16 protein-coding genes are annotated in these 14,915 nt (G+C 64.3%); 11 read left to right on the top strand and 5 right to left on the bottom strand.

Annotated elements, in window-relative coordinates:
- Positions 1–74: 74 nt before the first annotated feature.
- From mltG to ACFOLG_RS00045, 8 genes are all read left to right on the top strand, one after another.
- Positions 75–1,073 carry an endolytic transglycosylase MltG gene (mltG, locus tag ACFOLG_RS00080; RefSeq protein WP_386087156.1) on the top strand — a complete coding sequence of 333 codons (999 nt, stop codon included), beginning with the start codon at positions 75–77 and terminating at the stop codon, positions 1,071–1,073.
- Positions 1,073–1,699 carry a dTMP kinase gene (gene tmk / locus ACFOLG_RS00075; protein WP_386087537.1) on the top strand — a complete coding sequence of 209 codons (627 nt, stop codon included), beginning with the start codon at positions 1,073–1,075 and terminating at the stop codon, positions 1,697–1,699. Before mltG ends, tmk begins: the two co-directional genes overlap by 1 nt.
- Complete coding sequence (holB, locus tag ACFOLG_RS00070; RefSeq protein WP_386087155.1) at positions 1,699–2,700, top strand: DNA polymerase III subunit delta'; 1,002 nt, start codon at positions 1,699–1,701, stop codon at positions 2,698–2,700. Before tmk ends, holB begins: the two co-directional genes overlap by 1 nt.
- Complete coding sequence (locus ACFOLG_RS00065; RefSeq protein ID WP_386087153.1) at positions 2,700–3,083, top strand: PilZ domain-containing protein; 384 nt, start codon at positions 2,700–2,702, stop codon at positions 3,081–3,083. Before holB ends, ACFOLG_RS00065 begins: the two co-directional genes overlap by 1 nt.
- A gap of 381 nt (positions 3,084–3,464) precedes the next feature.
- Positions 3,465–4,178, top strand: a complete 714-nt coding sequence (locus ACFOLG_RS00060) for a hypothetical protein (protein ID WP_386087151.1) — start codon at positions 3,465–3,467, stop codon at positions 4,176–4,178.
- A gap of 110 nt (positions 4,179–4,288) precedes the next feature.
- Positions 4,289–5,068, top strand: a complete 780-nt coding sequence (locus ACFOLG_RS00055; RefSeq protein ID WP_386087149.1) for a TatD family hydrolase — start codon at positions 4,289–4,291, stop codon at positions 5,066–5,068.
- 10 nt (positions 5,069–5,078) lie between these two features.
- Positions 5,079–5,861 carry an MBL fold metallo-hydrolase gene (locus ACFOLG_RS00050; protein WP_386087147.1) on the top strand — a complete coding sequence of 261 codons (783 nt, stop codon included), beginning with the start codon at positions 5,079–5,081 and terminating at the stop codon, positions 5,859–5,861.
- Positions 5,861–6,202 (top strand): hypothetical protein, encoded by a 342-nt coding sequence (locus ACFOLG_RS00045; RefSeq protein ID WP_386087146.1) that lies wholly within the window; start codon positions 5,861–5,863, stop codon positions 6,200–6,202. Before ACFOLG_RS00050 ends, ACFOLG_RS00045 begins: the two co-directional genes overlap by 1 nt.
- 158 nt (positions 6,203–6,360) lie before the next feature.
- Here ACFOLG_RS00045 and ACFOLG_RS00040 read toward each other — a convergent pair whose 3' ends face one another.
- Positions 6,361–7,260, bottom strand: a complete 900-nt coding sequence (locus ACFOLG_RS00040) for a LysR family transcriptional regulator ArgP (protein ID WP_386087144.1) — start codon at positions 7,258–7,260, stop codon at positions 6,361–6,363.
- Positions 7,261–7,372: 112 nt separating this feature from the next.
- On the opposite strand from ACFOLG_RS00040, the gene ACFOLG_RS00035 reads away from it, so the two are divergent.
- Complete coding sequence (locus tag ACFOLG_RS00035) at positions 7,373–7,981, top strand: LysE/ArgO family amino acid transporter (protein WP_386087142.1); 609 nt, start codon at positions 7,373–7,375, stop codon at positions 7,979–7,981.
- Positions 7,982–8,053: 72 nt separating this feature from the next.
- Here the strand turns inward: ACFOLG_RS00035 and ACFOLG_RS00030 are convergent, their stop codons facing one another.
- The 4 genes from ACFOLG_RS00030 to ppsR all read right to left on the bottom strand — a co-directional run bounded on the left by ACFOLG_RS00030 (position 8,054) and on the right by ppsR (position 10,850).
- A complete protein-coding gene (locus ACFOLG_RS00030) occupies positions 8,054–8,380 on the bottom strand; it encodes a chorismate mutase (protein ID WP_386087140.1) in 327 nt (108 codons plus the stop codon).
- Entirely contained in the window at positions 8,377–8,685 is a 309-nt protein-coding gene (locus ACFOLG_RS00025; RefSeq protein WP_386087138.1) for a chorismate mutase, read from the bottom strand. Before ACFOLG_RS00025 ends, ACFOLG_RS00030 begins: the two co-directional genes overlap by 4 nt.
- Positions 8,686–8,760: 75 nt before the next feature.
- Positions 8,761–9,786, bottom strand: coding sequence for a tryptophan--tRNA ligase (gene trpS / locus ACFOLG_RS00020; RefSeq protein ID WP_386087136.1), 1,026 nt, complete (start codon positions 9,784–9,786; stop codon positions 8,761–8,763).
- A gap of 242 nt (positions 9,787–10,028) precedes the next feature.
- On the bottom strand, positions 10,029–10,850 hold the full coding sequence (gene ppsR / locus ACFOLG_RS00015) for a posphoenolpyruvate synthetase regulatory kinase/phosphorylase PpsR (RefSeq protein ID WP_386087134.1): 822 nt from the start codon (positions 10,848–10,850) through the stop codon (positions 10,029–10,031).
- Between the two features lie 288 nt (positions 10,851–11,138).
- Between ppsR and ppsA the strand changes: the two genes are divergently transcribed.
- Both ppsA and ACFOLG_RS00005 read left to right on the top strand, forming a co-directional pair.
- A complete protein-coding gene (gene ppsA, locus ACFOLG_RS00010; protein ID WP_386087132.1) occupies positions 11,139–13,526 on the top strand; it encodes a phosphoenolpyruvate synthase in 2,388 nt (795 codons plus the stop codon).
- A 180-nt stretch (positions 13,527–13,706) separates the two neighbouring features.
- Positions 13,707–14,708: a class 1 fructose-bisphosphatase gene (locus tag ACFOLG_RS00005; RefSeq protein WP_386087130.1), complete on the top strand. Its 1,002-nt coding sequence runs from the start codon at positions 13,707–13,709 to the stop codon at positions 14,706–14,708.
- The last annotated feature ends 207 nt before the right edge of the window (positions 14,709–14,915 follow it).

Raw genomic sequence — 14,915 nt, 5'->3', positions numbered from 1 at the left:
CATCACGCGCGTTCCTGCGCCGCCGGCCTGTTGCCGGCGGCTAACGCCCCCGCTTACCTCAACGCAATCCCGACATGATTCGACATTCTTTTCGTGCGCTGGCGCTGCTGGCCGCGCTGTGCGCCCTGTGGCTGGCCTGGGTCATCGTGGTGCCGGTCAACCCGCCGCGGCAACCCTACAGCGTAACCGTCGGCCCCAACCGCACCATGATCCAGCTGGCGCGCACGCTGGAAGACGACGGCGCCATCCGCAACCGCTGGGTGATGGTGGCGCTGTCGCGCGTGATGGGGGTCGACCGCAAGCTCAAGCCGGGCATGTACCAGTTCGGCGCCGCCACCGCCATGTGGCAGTACCTGTCGCGCTTTGGCGACGGCCACCCGGACCAGAGCAGCGTCACCATCATCGAAGGCTGGAGCTTCCGCCAGTTCCGCGCCGCGCTGCAGAAGGAAAGCGATCTGCGCCAGGACAGCGCCGGCTGGAGCGAGCAGCGGCTGCTGGCCGAGCTGGGCATCAGCGGCGAGGTGGCCGAGGGCCTGTTCTTCCCCAGCACCTATTTCTACACCCCGGGCAGCAGCGATGTGGACATCTACCGCCGCGCCTATCAGTCCATGCAGCAGCAGCTGCAGACGGTGTGGGAGGCGCGCGCGGCCGAGGTGCCGTACAGCTCGCCGTACGAGCTGCTGACCATGGCCAGCCTGGTGGAGAAGGAAACCGCGCATGAGAGCGACCGCGGCATGGTGGCCAGCGTGTTCGTCAACCGCCTGCGGGTGGGCATGCGGCTGCAGACCGACCCGTCGGTGATCTACGGCATGGGCGCGCGCTACCGCGGCAACATCGGCAAGGCCGACCTGCGCCGCGACAGCCCGTACAACACCTATACCCGCGCCGGCCTGCCGCCGACGCCGATCGCGCTGCCGGGGCGCGCCTCGCTGGACGCCGCGGCCAACCCCACGCCCAGCCGCGCGCTGTATTTCGTCGCCAAGGGCGACGGCAGCGGCGCCTCGCAGTTTTCCGAGACCCTGGACGAGCACAATGCCGCCGTCCGCGAATACATTCTGAAGAAAGGCCAATGATGTCCAACGCACGCTTCATCACCCTGGAGGGGCTGGACGGTGCAGGCAAGAGCACCCACCTGACGTTCATCCGTCAGTGGCTGCAACAGCAGGGCATCGATGCGGTGTTCACCCGCGAGCCGGGCGGTACGCCGCTGGGCGAAAAGCTGCGCGACATCCTGCTGGACATCGACACCGATGCCACGCTGGATACCGAAACCCTGCTGATGTTCGCCAGCCGCCAGGAGCTGATCTCCACCGTGATCCGCCCGCAGCTGGCCGCCGGCAAGTGGGTGGTCAGCGACCGCTTCACCGACGCCACCTTCGCCTACCAGGGCGGCGGCCGCGGCGTGCCGGCGGAACGCATCGCGGTGCTGGAGCACTGGGTGCAGCAGGGCCTGCAGCCGCATCTGACCATCCTGCTGGACGTGCCGCTGGAAGTGGCGCGCGCGCGGCTGGAAGGCAGCCGCCTGCCGGACCGTTTCGAGCAGGAGCGCGAGGACTTCCACCAGCGCGTGCGCCAGATGTACCTGGCGCGCGCGCAGGCCAACCCGCAGCGCTTCCTGGTGCTGGACGCCAGCAGTGAGCTCGCCGCCATCCAGCAGCGCATCGCCGCGGCGCTGGCCGCACTGCAGGACGCCGGCTGATGCGTTACCCGTGGCAGTACGCCGACTGGCAAAGGTTGGCCGCACACTTCGCGCGGTTGCCCAATGCCTGGCTGTTCACCGGCCCGTCCGGCATCGGCAAGGGCGAGTTCGCCGCCGAAGTGGCCCGCGCGCTGCTGTGCGAAAACCGCCAGCCGGACCAGCACGCCTGCGGCCAGTGCCAGGCCTGCCACTGGTTCGACGCCGGCAACCACCCGGATTACCGCCATCTCAGTCCGGCGCAGGACGACGAAGACGACGAGGGCAAGGAAGGCAAGGCCGCCAAGCGCAAACTGCCGGTGATCAAGATCGACGGCGTGCGCGAGGTGATCGACTTCGCCCACCTGTCGTCGCACCGCGGCGGCCTGCGCGTGGTGGTGGTGGAGCCGGCGGAGAGCCTGAACCCGGCGGCGGCCAACGCCTTGCTGAAAGTGCTAGAAGAGCCGCCGGCCGAGGTGGTGTTCCTGCTGGTGGCCGATGCGCCACAACGGCTGCTGCCCACCATCAAGAGCCGCTGCCGGCAGTTTCAGCTGACCGCCCCGGCGCCCGACGTGGCGCTGGCCTGGCTGGCGCAGCAGGGGCTGGATAACGCCGCGGCGGAGCTGGCGTTTCATGGCGGCATGCCGGTGTTCGAACACGATGCCGAGCTGGCTGCGGTACGGAACGATTTTGTGCAGGCGCTGACCCAGATCGGTATGGGCAGCGTGCTGGCGGCGATGGAAAAACTGGATCGCCACAAACTGCCGCTGGCGCTGCCCTTGAGCTGGCTGGGCAAGTGGCTGCACGACCTGGCCAGTTTGAAGCTGGCCGGCATGGTTCGCTATTATCCGGATATGCAGCCGGCGCTGGCGCGCCTGCTGCCGCGGCTGGACATGCAGCAACTGATGCATTGCCAGCGCGAACTGAACCTGCTGGTGCCGTTCGGCCAGCACACCCTGGTGACCCGTTTGCAACTGGAGGCCCTGCTGATGCACTACCTGAAAGTGTTCAGCGGCAAAAACTGATGACCGAACCCACTACTCACGCTGCCGATGCCAAACCGGATGCTGCCCGCCCCGGCGTGCTGTCGCTGGCGATCAAGGAGCGCAGCGCGCTGTATGCCGCCTATATGCCGTTTCTCGACCATGGCGGCATCTTCGTGCCCACCGCGCGCAGCTACAACCTGGGCGACGAGGTATTCCTGCTGCTGACCCTGCTGGACGATCCGCAGAAGGTAGCGGTGCAGGGCAAGGTGGTGTGGCTGACCCCGGCCGCCGGCAATACCAACCGCAGCCAGGGCGTGGGCATCGAGTTTGCCGACAGCGACGCCGGCAAACAGGCGCGCAGCCGCATCGAAACCCTGCTCGGCGGGGCGCTGAATTCCACGCGGCCAACCCATACCATGTAATCGCCGCTGTTCCGGCTGGCGCCTGCTGCAGGCGCCAGTCAGCATCGAACAGGGCGCTGGGCGGCGCCGTATGTGCTGTCCGGTTTCCTCCCCCGTTGTTGCGCCACGCTCCCGTTTCTTGGCCGCCACCGCCGTGTGGCCGTGAGCATGCACTTGCATGCCAACCGCCTTGGTGCCGTAGTGCCCGGCGACAAGGCAGCCTGAGTGTGGCGATTGCCGCAGTCGCTGCCGGGTGAGTGGCATATTTCCAGTTTGATTCCCGCCTTGCTACGGCCTGCTTTTCCATCATTCTGATTGGGCGTTTTATGCTTTCTATTTAGTATGTGCGCATATAAAATCGACAAGGATTTTGCTTGTCATAATTTTATCAAGAGGGGAAGCATGAAAAAGCGCCTGTTGTCTGTGCTGTGTAGCGGCCTGTTGATGGCGAATGCCCATGCCCGGGATGTGAATATCGAGTTCAGTTTCTTCGATAGCGCCAAAACCAAAGGGGAGCTCTTCAAATCGGCGCTGCCGGACAACGAGGAGCTGGATGTGCTGGTCATTGCCGGCAAGCGGCTCGATCTGGGGGGGCACTGGAAGGTGTATTACAGTGACTACGATCTGGAGGAGGTTACCGAGAGCGGCGGGCCGCTGATCAGTCGCGACGTCGTCTCCGGCTATCTGATCATGACTCGTGAACTGCCGGATAGCCGGCCGGAATTCATGTACCTGTCGGTGCCGCTGCACAAGTGGTCGCGCAATGAGTACATGACCCGTATTCCCGGCTACTGCGAGGCGAATGCGGCCAACCTGTTCCAGAGCACCGTGCACACCCAGCCCAACAAGATTTCCTGCGCGGCCATCCAGCAAGCACCGGCCGCACTGGCGGCCAGCAAGGATCAGCAGCCCGAGCTGCGCCCGATCCAGCGCTATGTGCGTGAACGCAAGTTCTTCTCCTCCGGCGCACAACTGCTCGAACTGCAGCAGGTAGAGTCCCGCTATGCCAACCCCATCGTGATCTACCGGGCGCGGCTGGCGGAAGAAGGGGCGCTGGAGCAGCTGTCGCAAGGTGCCCTCAAATTGCGTGAGAACATCTGGCAGAACTTCTATTGATGTCCGGCTGTCTTGTCCGGCAGCGGTTCACAACTGTTTGACGTTCTTCTACAATTTCGCAGGCAAACGTTGCGGCCAATGTTGGCCGCAATTTTTTTGGAAGAAGCATCATGCTGGTCGATTCCCACTGCCACATCAATTTTCCCGACTTGGCGGCGCGCATGCCGGAAGTGCTGGCCAATATGGCCGCCAACGGCGTGAGTCACGCCATGGTGATCGGGGTGAGCAAGCCCAAGTACCCGGAAGTGCTGGCGCTGGCCGAGGCGCACGCCAACCTGTTCGCCACCGTCGGCATCCACCCGGACGATCCGGAGGCCGAGGAATTCAGCGAAGACGAGCTGGTGGCGCACGCCGCCCACCCCAAGGTGGTGGGCATCGGCGAGACCGGGCTGGACTACCACTGGTGCCAGGGCGATCTGGGCTGGCAGCACGAGCGTTTCGCGGTGCATATCCGCGCCGCGCGCCGTACCGGCCTGCCGCTGGTGATCCATACCCGTTCCTCCGCCCAGGACACGGTGCGGCTGATGCGCGAGCACGGCGCCGACAAGGTGGGCGGGGTGATGCACTGCTTCACCGAAAGCTGGGACATCGCCCGCCTGGCGCTGGACCTGGGTTTTTACATTTCGCTGTCCGGCATCGTTACCTTCAAGAATGCCGCGGTGGTGAAGGAGGTGGCGCAGAAGGTGCCGCTGGACCGCCTGCTGGTGGAGACCGATTCGCCGTATCTGGCGCCGGTGCCGTACCGCGGCAAGACCAACGAGCCGGCCTTCGTCAAGCACGTGGCCGAGCACGTGGCCGAATTGCGCGGCATGGCGTTCGAGGCGCTGGCCGAGGCCACCAGCGACAACTATTTCCGCCTGTTCGCCAAGGCGCAACGCCCGCCGGCGTAAGGAGTTAGCGATGACATCCGTGCAGTGGACGGTACTGGGCTGCGGCTCCAGCAGTGGCACACCGGCCATCGGCTGCAACTGCGCCACCTGCAGCTCCGGCGACGCACGCAATGTGCGCACCCGCTGCTCCGCCTATGTGCGCATCGGCGAGCAGGGTGTGCTGATCGACACCTCGCCCGACCTGCGCCAGCAGGCACTGCGCGAGGGTATCACCCGCGTGGATGCGGTGCTGTACAGCCACCCGCATGCCGACCACCTCAACGGCATCGATGATCTGCGCGCCTTCTGCTACGTCAAGCGCGGGCCGGTCACGCTGTATGGCAACGACTTCACCGTCGACAATATCCGCCGCCGCTTCGACTACGCGCTGGCGCCGCCGTCGCCGGTGTGGGACAAGCCGGTGCTGCTCACCGAGACGGTGACGGCGCCGTTCCGCATCGGCGGGGTGCTGGTGACGCCGATTCCGCTGCGGCACGGTGCCTGGCCGTGCCTGGGCTGGCGCATCGGCAACACCGCCTGGCTCACCGACGTGTCGGAGATTCCGGATAGCAGCGTGGCGCTGCTGCAGGGACTGGACACGCTGTTCCTCGACTGCCTGCGGCCGGAGCCGTACCCGTCGCACCTGCATCTGGCGGCGTCGCTGGCTTGGGCGCAAAGGTTGGCCGCAGGCCAGACCTGGCTGATTCACATGACGCACCAGCTGGAATACCACGCGCTGAGCGCGCAGTGTCCGCCTGGTGTCGCCGTGGCTTTTGACGGTCTGCAACCGCCGGCCGAGAACCTGGAAGAATGATGGAAATCCTGTTGATCGTACTGACCTGCGTGGTCGGGTTGGTATTCGCCGCCGCGGTGGCGATGTTCTACGTTGGCTGCCTGGGCGCGACCATGGCGGCGCTGAATAACGGCCGCATCGTGTGGGGCAGCCTGTCGTTCTTTGTGCCGCCGCTGGCGCTGCTGTACGGCGTGCGCCACAAGGAGCAGGTGGGCTGGAGCTATGGTTTCATGATCAAGGGCGGCGCGGTGGTGGCGCTGATGCTGCTGCTGGCCTGGGGCGGCATGCAGCTGCTGCCGGCGCCGGTCAACAGCGGTGGCCAGCTGATGGAGCGCCTGCTGCCACAGCCGGCACCACAGTAACACGCAGGGCCAAGCCTGCGGCGCCAAGGCGTTGCCGGCGACGGCATGCACATTAACGCGCTGTAACGGCGCGCCGTGGCGTTTTCCTCCAGCCACCCCCTGGCGCGCGCGATCTAGCCGCGCTGCTCCGCGCCCGCCTGCGGCCAACCTTGGGCCGTCTAAGCCGGTAACGGCAGCAGCACCTCGCGCGCCGCCGCCACCAGCGCCGCCGACAGTTGTTCCAGCCGCGGCGCCTGCACCTTCCAGCTGTGCCAGTACAGCGCCACATCCACCGGCCGCTGCGGCAGCAGATCCAGCAGACCCTCGTGGCCGCCATGCGCGGCCACTTGCACTTCCGGCAGCATGCCCCAGCCCAGCCCCAGCCGTACCGCCTGCAGATACGGGTCGGAGGCGGGCAGGAAATGGCAGGGGCAGGCCGACTGTGCCAGGCCGAAGTGCTGTTGCAGCCAGTTGTCCTGCAGTTTGTCCTTGCGGTTGTAGATCAATACCGGCGCGCGCCGCAGCGCCTCCCGCGTCACCCCGGCGGCGAAATGGCGCTGCATGTAGCCCGGCGCCGCCATGGCGCGGTAACGCATCACCCCCAGCGCCACCGCGCTGCAGCCGCGCATGGCCTGCGCCTCGGTGGACACGCAGCCCACCGCCAGCCCGGCCTGCAGCAGGCTGTAGGTGTGATCCTGGTCGTCCACCGTCAGCTCCAGCAGGATGCCCTTGGCAATCAGGAACGGCGCCAGCGCCGGCAGGAACCAGCTGGCGACGCTGTCGGCGTTCAGTGCCAGCGGGATGCTCAGCAGCTCGGCGTCGCTGCCGGCAAAGCTGGCGGCCAGGTCGGCCTCCAGCAAAGCGGCACGCTGCAGGTGCTGCAGCAGCAGCTGACCTTCGCGGGTGGGGCGGCAGGGGCGGCTGCGCACCAGCAGCGGTTTGCCGAGGCTTTCCTCCAGCGCGCGGATGCGCTGCGACAGCGCCGACGGGGTGATGTGCAGCGCGCTGGCGGCGCTGTCGAAGCTGCCGCTGCTGGCGGCGGCCTGGAAGGCTTCGCTCTGTCTGGGGTCGAGTTTCATGCGGTCAACCATAAATTAAGCAAAATTTATGATACGGCAGAAAATTTAATATTGCTGTTGATGCTGTGCCGTTTGCGGCATGCTGGCTGCCAATCAATACGGAGGGGCGGGCATGAGCAGCATGGTGTTTTTCAAGGGCATGGGGCTGGGTGCCAGCCTGATCATGGCGATCGGTTCGCAGAACGCGCATGTGTTGCGCATGGGGCTGCTGCGCCAACATGTCGGCGCCACGGTGCTGGTGTGCATCGTCTGCGACGCGCTGCTGATCAGTGCCGGCGTGGCCGGCATGGGCGCGCTGATCGAACAGAGCCCGCTGCTGCTGGAGCTGGCGCGCTGGGGCGGCGCGGCCTTCCTGTTCTGGTATGGCCTGCGCGCCTGGCGCGCGGTGTTGAGCAACGACAGCCTGGCGGTGGCGGCCGGCAATGTGGCGATCCCGCTGCAGCAGGCGCTGGCCACCGTGCTGGCGCTGACGCTGCTCAATCCGCACGTGTATCTGGATACCGTGGTGCTGCTGGGCTCCATCGGCGGCCAGCAGCCGGCGGACAGCCGGCTGTGGTTCGCGCTCGGCGCCAGCTGCGCCTCGCTGCTGTGGTTTCTGGCGCTGGGCTACGGCGCGCGGCTGCTGGCGCCGCTGTTCGCCCGGCCGCTGTCCTGGCGGGTGCTGGATGGCGTGGTAGGCGCGGTGATGTGGAGTCTGGCCGGCGCGCTGCTGCTGTCCTGAGGCATGCCGGCCGGCTACGCGCTGACCGCTGCTGCCAGGGCCGGCTAAGGTGCCAGACTGTCGCCGCCCGGCTTAGGCGGCCGGCGGCGACAGCTCGGCCGCATCCTGCCAGTGGCGCATTTCCGCGGCGATGAAGTAGTCCACCAGCTGGCGGTAGAGCTGCTCGATCACGTCGGCGGACAGCCCTGCCTGGGTGGCCCAGTCGCGCCGTTGCCGCAGCATGCTGGCCAGTCGCTCTGGCGCGCGCACCGCGTCGGCATCGCGCTTGAAGGCGGCAGCGGCCTGCACGTAGCCGTAGCGTTCGCCCAGCAGCGCGATCACCTGGCGGTCGATGTCGTCGATGCCGGCGCGGATGGCGTCCAGCGTGCGGCAGTCGGCCGCCGGCAGACGCCCGCTCACGAGGCTACGCCTGGCGGCTGCAGCCGCAACTGCCGTTCGCGCTCGACGAAATGGCCGATCATGGTGCGGTAGATCTTGGCGGTCAGCGCGGCATCGGCCCCCAGCTCACCGGACAGCCGGCTGACGCGGCGCATCACCTGGTCGATGCGCTTGCCGTCCTCTTCCGGCGCGCTACCCGGTTTGAAACCGGCGGCCTGCTGCAGATACAGCCCGCGCTCGGCGATCAGGCTGACGATGGCGCGATCCAGGCGGTCGATCTGTTCGCGCACTTCATCCAGGTTACGGCAGTCGTAGATCCATTCCATGCTGTGCTCCCTTGCGACGTGCGTGCGGCCAACGTTGGCCGCACGGGTTCAAACGGCGGCCGCTGCCGCCACGGCTCAGTAGTAGTTGAGGCCCATCGCCTGCTTCACTTCCGCCAGCGTGGCGGCGGCCACGTCGCGTGCCCGGCGGGTGCCGTGCTTGAGCAGCTCCATCACCTGCGCCGGGTCGCGGGCGTATTCCTCGCGCCGGGCGCGGATCGGCGCCAACAGCGCCTGCAGGATATCTTCCAGCTCGCGCTTGATCTGCGCATCGCCCAGGCCGCCGCGCTGGTAGTGCGCTTTCAGCGCGGCCACCCGTGCGGCGTCGGGGTGGAACGCGTCCAGGTAGGCGAACACCACATTGCCTTCCACCTGGCCCGGGTCGTCCACGCGCAGGTGATTGGGGTCGGTGTACATCATCTTCACCGCCTGGCTGATCTCGTCGGCACTGGCCGACAGTGCCAGCGCATTGCCCAGCGACTTGGACATCTTGGCCTTGCCGTCGATGCCCGGCAGGCGGGCGCCGGCGGCCGGCACCAGTGCGCGCGACTCCACCAGCACCTCGCGGCCCACGCTGTTGTTGAAGCGGCGCACGATCTCGTTGGTCTGCTCGATCATCGGAATCTGGTCTTCGCCCACCGGCACGATGCTGGCCTTGAAGGCGGTGATGTCGGCGGCCTGCGCCGCCGGGTAGGTGAGGAAGCCGGCCGGGATGTCGCGCTCGTAGCCGCGCTGCTTGATCTCGTCCTTGATGGTGGGGTTGCGCTCCAGCCGCGACACGGTGACCAGGTTCAGGTAGTAGGACGCCAGCTCCATCAACTCCGGCACCAGGCTCTGGATGAAGATGGTGCTCTTGGCCGGGTCGATGCCTACCGCCAGGTAATCGAGCGCCACCTGCAGCACGTTGTCGCGCACTTTCAGGTAGTTGCCCATGTTGTCGGTGAGCGCCTGGGCGTCGGCCAGCAGCAGGAACTGCCGGCAGCGCTCCTGCAGGATCACGCGGTTGCGCAGCGAGCCGACGTAATGGCCTAGGTGCAGCGGGCCGGTGGTGCGGTCACCGGTGAGGATGATGTCGTTGCTGGTGATGTGGGCGAGGCTGTCCATGCTGATCTCCGTTGTCTGGGAGACCGACTCGGCGCTGGGGGAGGGGACTGCTGGAAAAAATCAACCCGGGGCGCCTTGTCGGCTGCTCCCGGGTTTGCTTGTGCGTACGCAACCTGGGTGCCGCCGTTAGTGGCGCCACCAGGTAAAAAAGCTGAAGGAAGTTGCGTTGCGGGTATTCATGCTGTTCATCTCAACACGCTTTATTGCATCGCGTCAAGCGCTGTTCGATAGTTGGCCGCAGATTAGAAACGGCGCACCAGATGGGCGTTATGCATGATGGTGGAGGCGATTTCCTCGATCGACATATGGGTGGTGCTGATGAACGGCACGCCGTGGTGGCGGAACATCGATTCCGCCTCGTTCACCTCGCGGCGGCAGTTGTCCATGCTGGCGTAGCGTGAATCCGGGCGCCGCTCGGAGCGGATATGGTGCAGGCGCGACGGGTCGATGGTGAGGCCGAACATCTTCTGCTTGAACGGCAGCAGCATCTTGGGCAGCGTCGGGCTGTCCAGGTCTTCCGGGGTCAGCGGATAGTTGGCCGCCTTGATGCCGTACTGCAGCGCCAGGTATAGGCAGGTGGGGGTCTTGCCGGAGCGCGACACGCCCACTAGCACCACGTCGGCTTCGTCCAGATCCTTCAGCTTCACGCCGTCGTCGTGGTTCAGCGAGAAATTCACCGCCTCGATGCGGTGGTCGTACTTCTCCTCGTCATCCATACCGTGCGCCTTGCCCACCGACATGGTGGCCTTTTCGCCCAGCTCGGCTTCCAGTTCACCGATGAAGGTCTGGAAGAAGTCGATCACCAGTGCGTTTTTCACCTGCAGCGCCGCGCGTACGTCGGCTTTGATGATGCTGGTGAAAACCAGCGGTTTGCGGAGGTCGCTGGCGGCAATGTCGTCGATGCGGCGGGCCAACTCCTGCGCCTTTTCCACGGTGTCGATGAACGGTTCGGTCTCGCGGTTGAATTCCTCGGTATCGAACTGGGTCAGCAAGGTGTTGCCGAGCGATTCTGCGGTGATACCGGTGCGATCGGAAACAAAGAAGACGGTGCGACGGTTTGGCATGCTATGTCCTGCTAGGGATTGGAGGTGCGCGCTACAGTCTGTGCCCAATTGCCGCCAGCGACAAGATCACGCCGTGCCGTGTGACAGGCATTTTGCAGTTTCATGTAGTTGTTAAATTACATTTTACCTTGTCCAACAATGAGATAGGATCATGGACGGAAGCCAATCCCCCGTTCAGGCAAGGGAAAACCCCGCGTTGTGCATTGCAAAAGTTGCTACGCAAACAAGGAGTTGTTCGGCTAGAATGCGGGCTTCCCTATCGTCCAATCCAACACAGGAAGTGAAGTGATGGCAGAGAACTACGTCATCTGGTTCGAGAAGCTGCGTATGACTGACGTCGAAAGCGTAGGCGGTAAAAACGCCTCGCTCGGCGAAATGATCAGCCAGCTGGCAAATTCCGGCGTGCGAGTGCCGGGCGGCTTTGCGACTACCGCAGATGCCTACCGCGATTTTCTTCGACACAACGGGCTTGCCGACCGGATTAACGACGCCCTTGGCAAGCTGGATGTCGATGATGTGACGGAGCTGGCGAAAGTCGGCAAGCAAATCCGTCAGTGGATCATCGACACGCCGTTCCCAGAAAAGCTTGAGCAGGATGTCAAGCAAGCCTGGGACAAAATGGTTGCCGATGCCGGCGGCGCCGATATCTCCGTAGCAGTCCGCTCCTCTGCCACCGCAGAAGACCTCCCCGATGCCTCGTTCGCAGGTCAGCAAGAAACCTTCCTGAATATCCGTGGCCTTGATAACGTCAAAGACGCCATCAAGCACGTGTTCGCCTCTCTCTATAACGATCGTGCCATTTCCTATCGCGTACACAAGGGCTTTGCCCATGACGTGGTAGCGTTGTCGGCTGGTATCCAGCGCATGGTGCGCTCCGATACCGGTGCGGCGGGCGTGATGTTCACCATCGACACCGAGTCCGGTTTCGAGGACGTGGTATTCGTTACCGCCTCCTACGGCCTGGGTGAGACCGTGGTGCAGGGTGCGGTGAACCCGGACGAATTCTATGTGCACAAGCCGACGCTGCAGGCCGACCGCCCGGCTATCTTGCGCAAGACCATGGGTTCCAAGCTGATCAAGATGGAGTTCACCGACGCGTCGCAAGCTGGCCGCTCGGTACGCACCGTCGACGTGGCGCCGGAACTGCGCAAACAGTTCTCGATCACCGACGCCGAAGTGGCCGAACTGGCCCACTACGCGCTGATCATCGAAAAACACTATGCCCGCCCGATGGACATCGAGTGGGGTCGTGACGGCGAAGACGGCAAGCTGTACATCCTGCAGGCGCGTCCGGAAACCGTGAAGTCGCAGGAAAACCGCAAGGACACCCTGCGTCGCTACCGCCTGAACAGCAAGTCCACCGTGCTGTGCGAAGGCCGCGCCATCGGCCAGAAGATTGGCCAGGGCGTGGTACGCACCATCAAGGACGCCTCCGAAATGGATCGCGTACTGCCGGGCGATGTGCTGGTAACCGACATGACCGACCCGGATTGGGAACCGGTGATGAAGCGTGCCGCCGCCATCGTCACCAACCGCGGCGGCCGTACCTGCCACGCAGCGATCATCGCGCGTGAACTGGGCATCCCGGCCGTGGTAGGTTGCGGCGACGCTACCGCCGTGCTGAAAGAAGGCATGCAGGTCACCGTATCCTGCGCCGAAGGCGACACCGGCAACATCTACGACGGCCTGCTGGACGTGGAAATCGTTGACCTGGAACTGGACAAGATGCCCAAGTCCCCGGTCAAGATCATGATGAACGTGGGCAACCCGGAACTGGCCTTCGATTTCGCGCAGCTGCCGAACGAAGGTGTGGGCCTGGCGCGCATGGAGTTCGTGATCAACCGCCAGATCGGTATCCACCCGAAAGCGCTGCTGGAGTTCGACCGCCTGCCGGCCGACCTGAAAGCCACCATCAGCGACCGCATCGCCGGCTACGCCAGCCCGGTTGACTTCTACGTCGACAAGATCGCCGAAGGCGTGTCCACCCTGGCCGCAGCCTTCACCCCGAAAAAGGTCATCGTGCGCATGTCCGACTTCAAGTCGAACGAGTACGCCAACCTGATCGGCGGCCAACTGTACGAGCCGCACGAAGAAAACCCGATGCTGGGCTTCCGTGGTGCTGCCCGCTACGTGGCCGACAGCTTCCGCGATTGCTTCGAGCTGGAATGCCGCGCCATCAAGAAAGTGCGCGACGTGATGGGCCTCACCAACGTGGAAGTGATGATCCCGTTCGTGCGTACCCTGGCCGAAGCCGAGAAAGTCATCGAGATCCTGGCCGCCAACGGCCTGAAGCGTGGCGAAAACGGCCTGCGCCTGATCATGATGTGCGAACTGCCGACCAACGCGGTACTGGCCGAGAAGTTCCTGCAGTTCTTCGACGGCTTCTCCATCGGCTCCAACGACATGACCCAGCTCACCCTGGGTGTGGATCGTGACTCCGGAGGCCCGATCGCCTCCACCTTCGACGAGCGTAACGAAGCCGTGAAAGCCATGCTGCACATGGCAATCCAGGCATGTCGCAAGCTCGACAAGTATGTAGGCATCTGCGGTCAGGGCCCGTCCGATCATCCGGACTTCGCCAAGTGGCTGGTAGAGGAAGGTATTGAAACCATCTCCCTCAACCCGGACACCGTGGTGGAAACCTGGCTGTACCTGGCCAAGGAATTGAACGTCTAAGGTTGGCCGCAAGGCTGCCTCTACGCCCGACAGCGCAACGGTTTCTCGCCGTTGCCCGCCTGTCGGGCGTTTTTCATGGCTATTTTCATGTAGTTATGCACCAACATTCCGCAGCCGAAAAGTGCGGTGGTAAACTGCCTTTAACCGAATTTATCAATAGCTTGCGATACGAGGACCAGCATGAGCCGTATCTCCCTTTCCCGTTTCCTGATTGAAGAACAGCGTCAGCACGGTGCCCTGCCGCCGGATCTGCGCCTGCTGATCGAAACCGTGGCGCGTGCCTGCAAGGCCATCGCCCATTCCGTCAACAAGGGCGCGCTGGCCGGTGTGCTCGGCGATGCCGGCACCGGCAACGTGCAGGGCGAGGCCCAGAAGAAGCTGGACGTGATCGCCAACGACATCCTGCTGGAAGCCAACGAGTGGGGCGGCAATCTTGGCGCCATGGCGTCCGAGGAAATGGAGCTGCCGCATTCCATCCCGGATCACATGCCGCGCGGCCGTTACCTGCTGATGTTCGACCCGCTGGACGGCTCCTCCAACATCGACGTCAACATCTCGGTGGGTACCATCTTCTCGGTACTGGAAGCACCGGAAGGCAATGCCCAGCCTACCGAGCAGGACTTCCTGCAGCCGGGCAGCCGTCAGGTCGCCGCCGGTTACGCCGTGTACGGTCCGCAGAACATGCTGGTGCTGACCTTCGGTCAGGGCGTGTACGGCTTTACTCTGGATCGCGAGCTGGGTTCCTGGGTGCTGACCAACCCGCGCATGCAGGTGCCGGAGACCACCAAGGAATTCGCCATCAACATGTCCAACCTGCGCCACTGGGAAGCACCGGTACGCCGCTACATCGACGAGATGCTGGCGGGTAGCGAAGGCCCGCTGGGCAAGGACTACAACATGCGCTGGGTGGCCTCTATGGTGGCCGAAGTGCATCGCATCTTGGTGCGTGGCGGCGTATTCATGTACCCGAAAGACGCGCGCGATCCATCCAAGCCGGGCAAGCTGCGCCTGATGTACGAGGGCAACCCGATGGCCTTCATCGTCGAGCAGGCGGGCGGTGTGGCCACCAACGGCCACCAGCGCATTCTGGATATTCAACCCGCAGGTCTGCACGAACGCGTGGCGGTATTCCTGGGCTCCAAAGAAGAAGTCGAGCGCGTTACCAGTTATCACCAGGGCTGATTACACCATCGTTCAAGCAAAAGGTTGGCCGCGGCCAACCTTTTTGTTTTTTTTCGCCCTTACAGATCAATCACTTGTCGAATTGATTAGGTTTTTTGCGGTTGCGGGTGTTGACGGGGGTCGGACTGGTGGGTATAGTTCGCCTCCTCTGCTGACGACGCAACGAAACGAAGTCAGCCCGCTCTTTAACAAACCAAATAACCGATA

Source organism: Vogesella facilis, from assembly GCF_042648525.1.
Taxonomy (GTDB): Bacteria; Pseudomonadota; Gammaproteobacteria; order Burkholderiales; family Chromobacteriaceae; genus Vogesella; species Vogesella facilis.
This window is presented reverse-complemented; position numbering and strand designations above follow the sequence as displayed.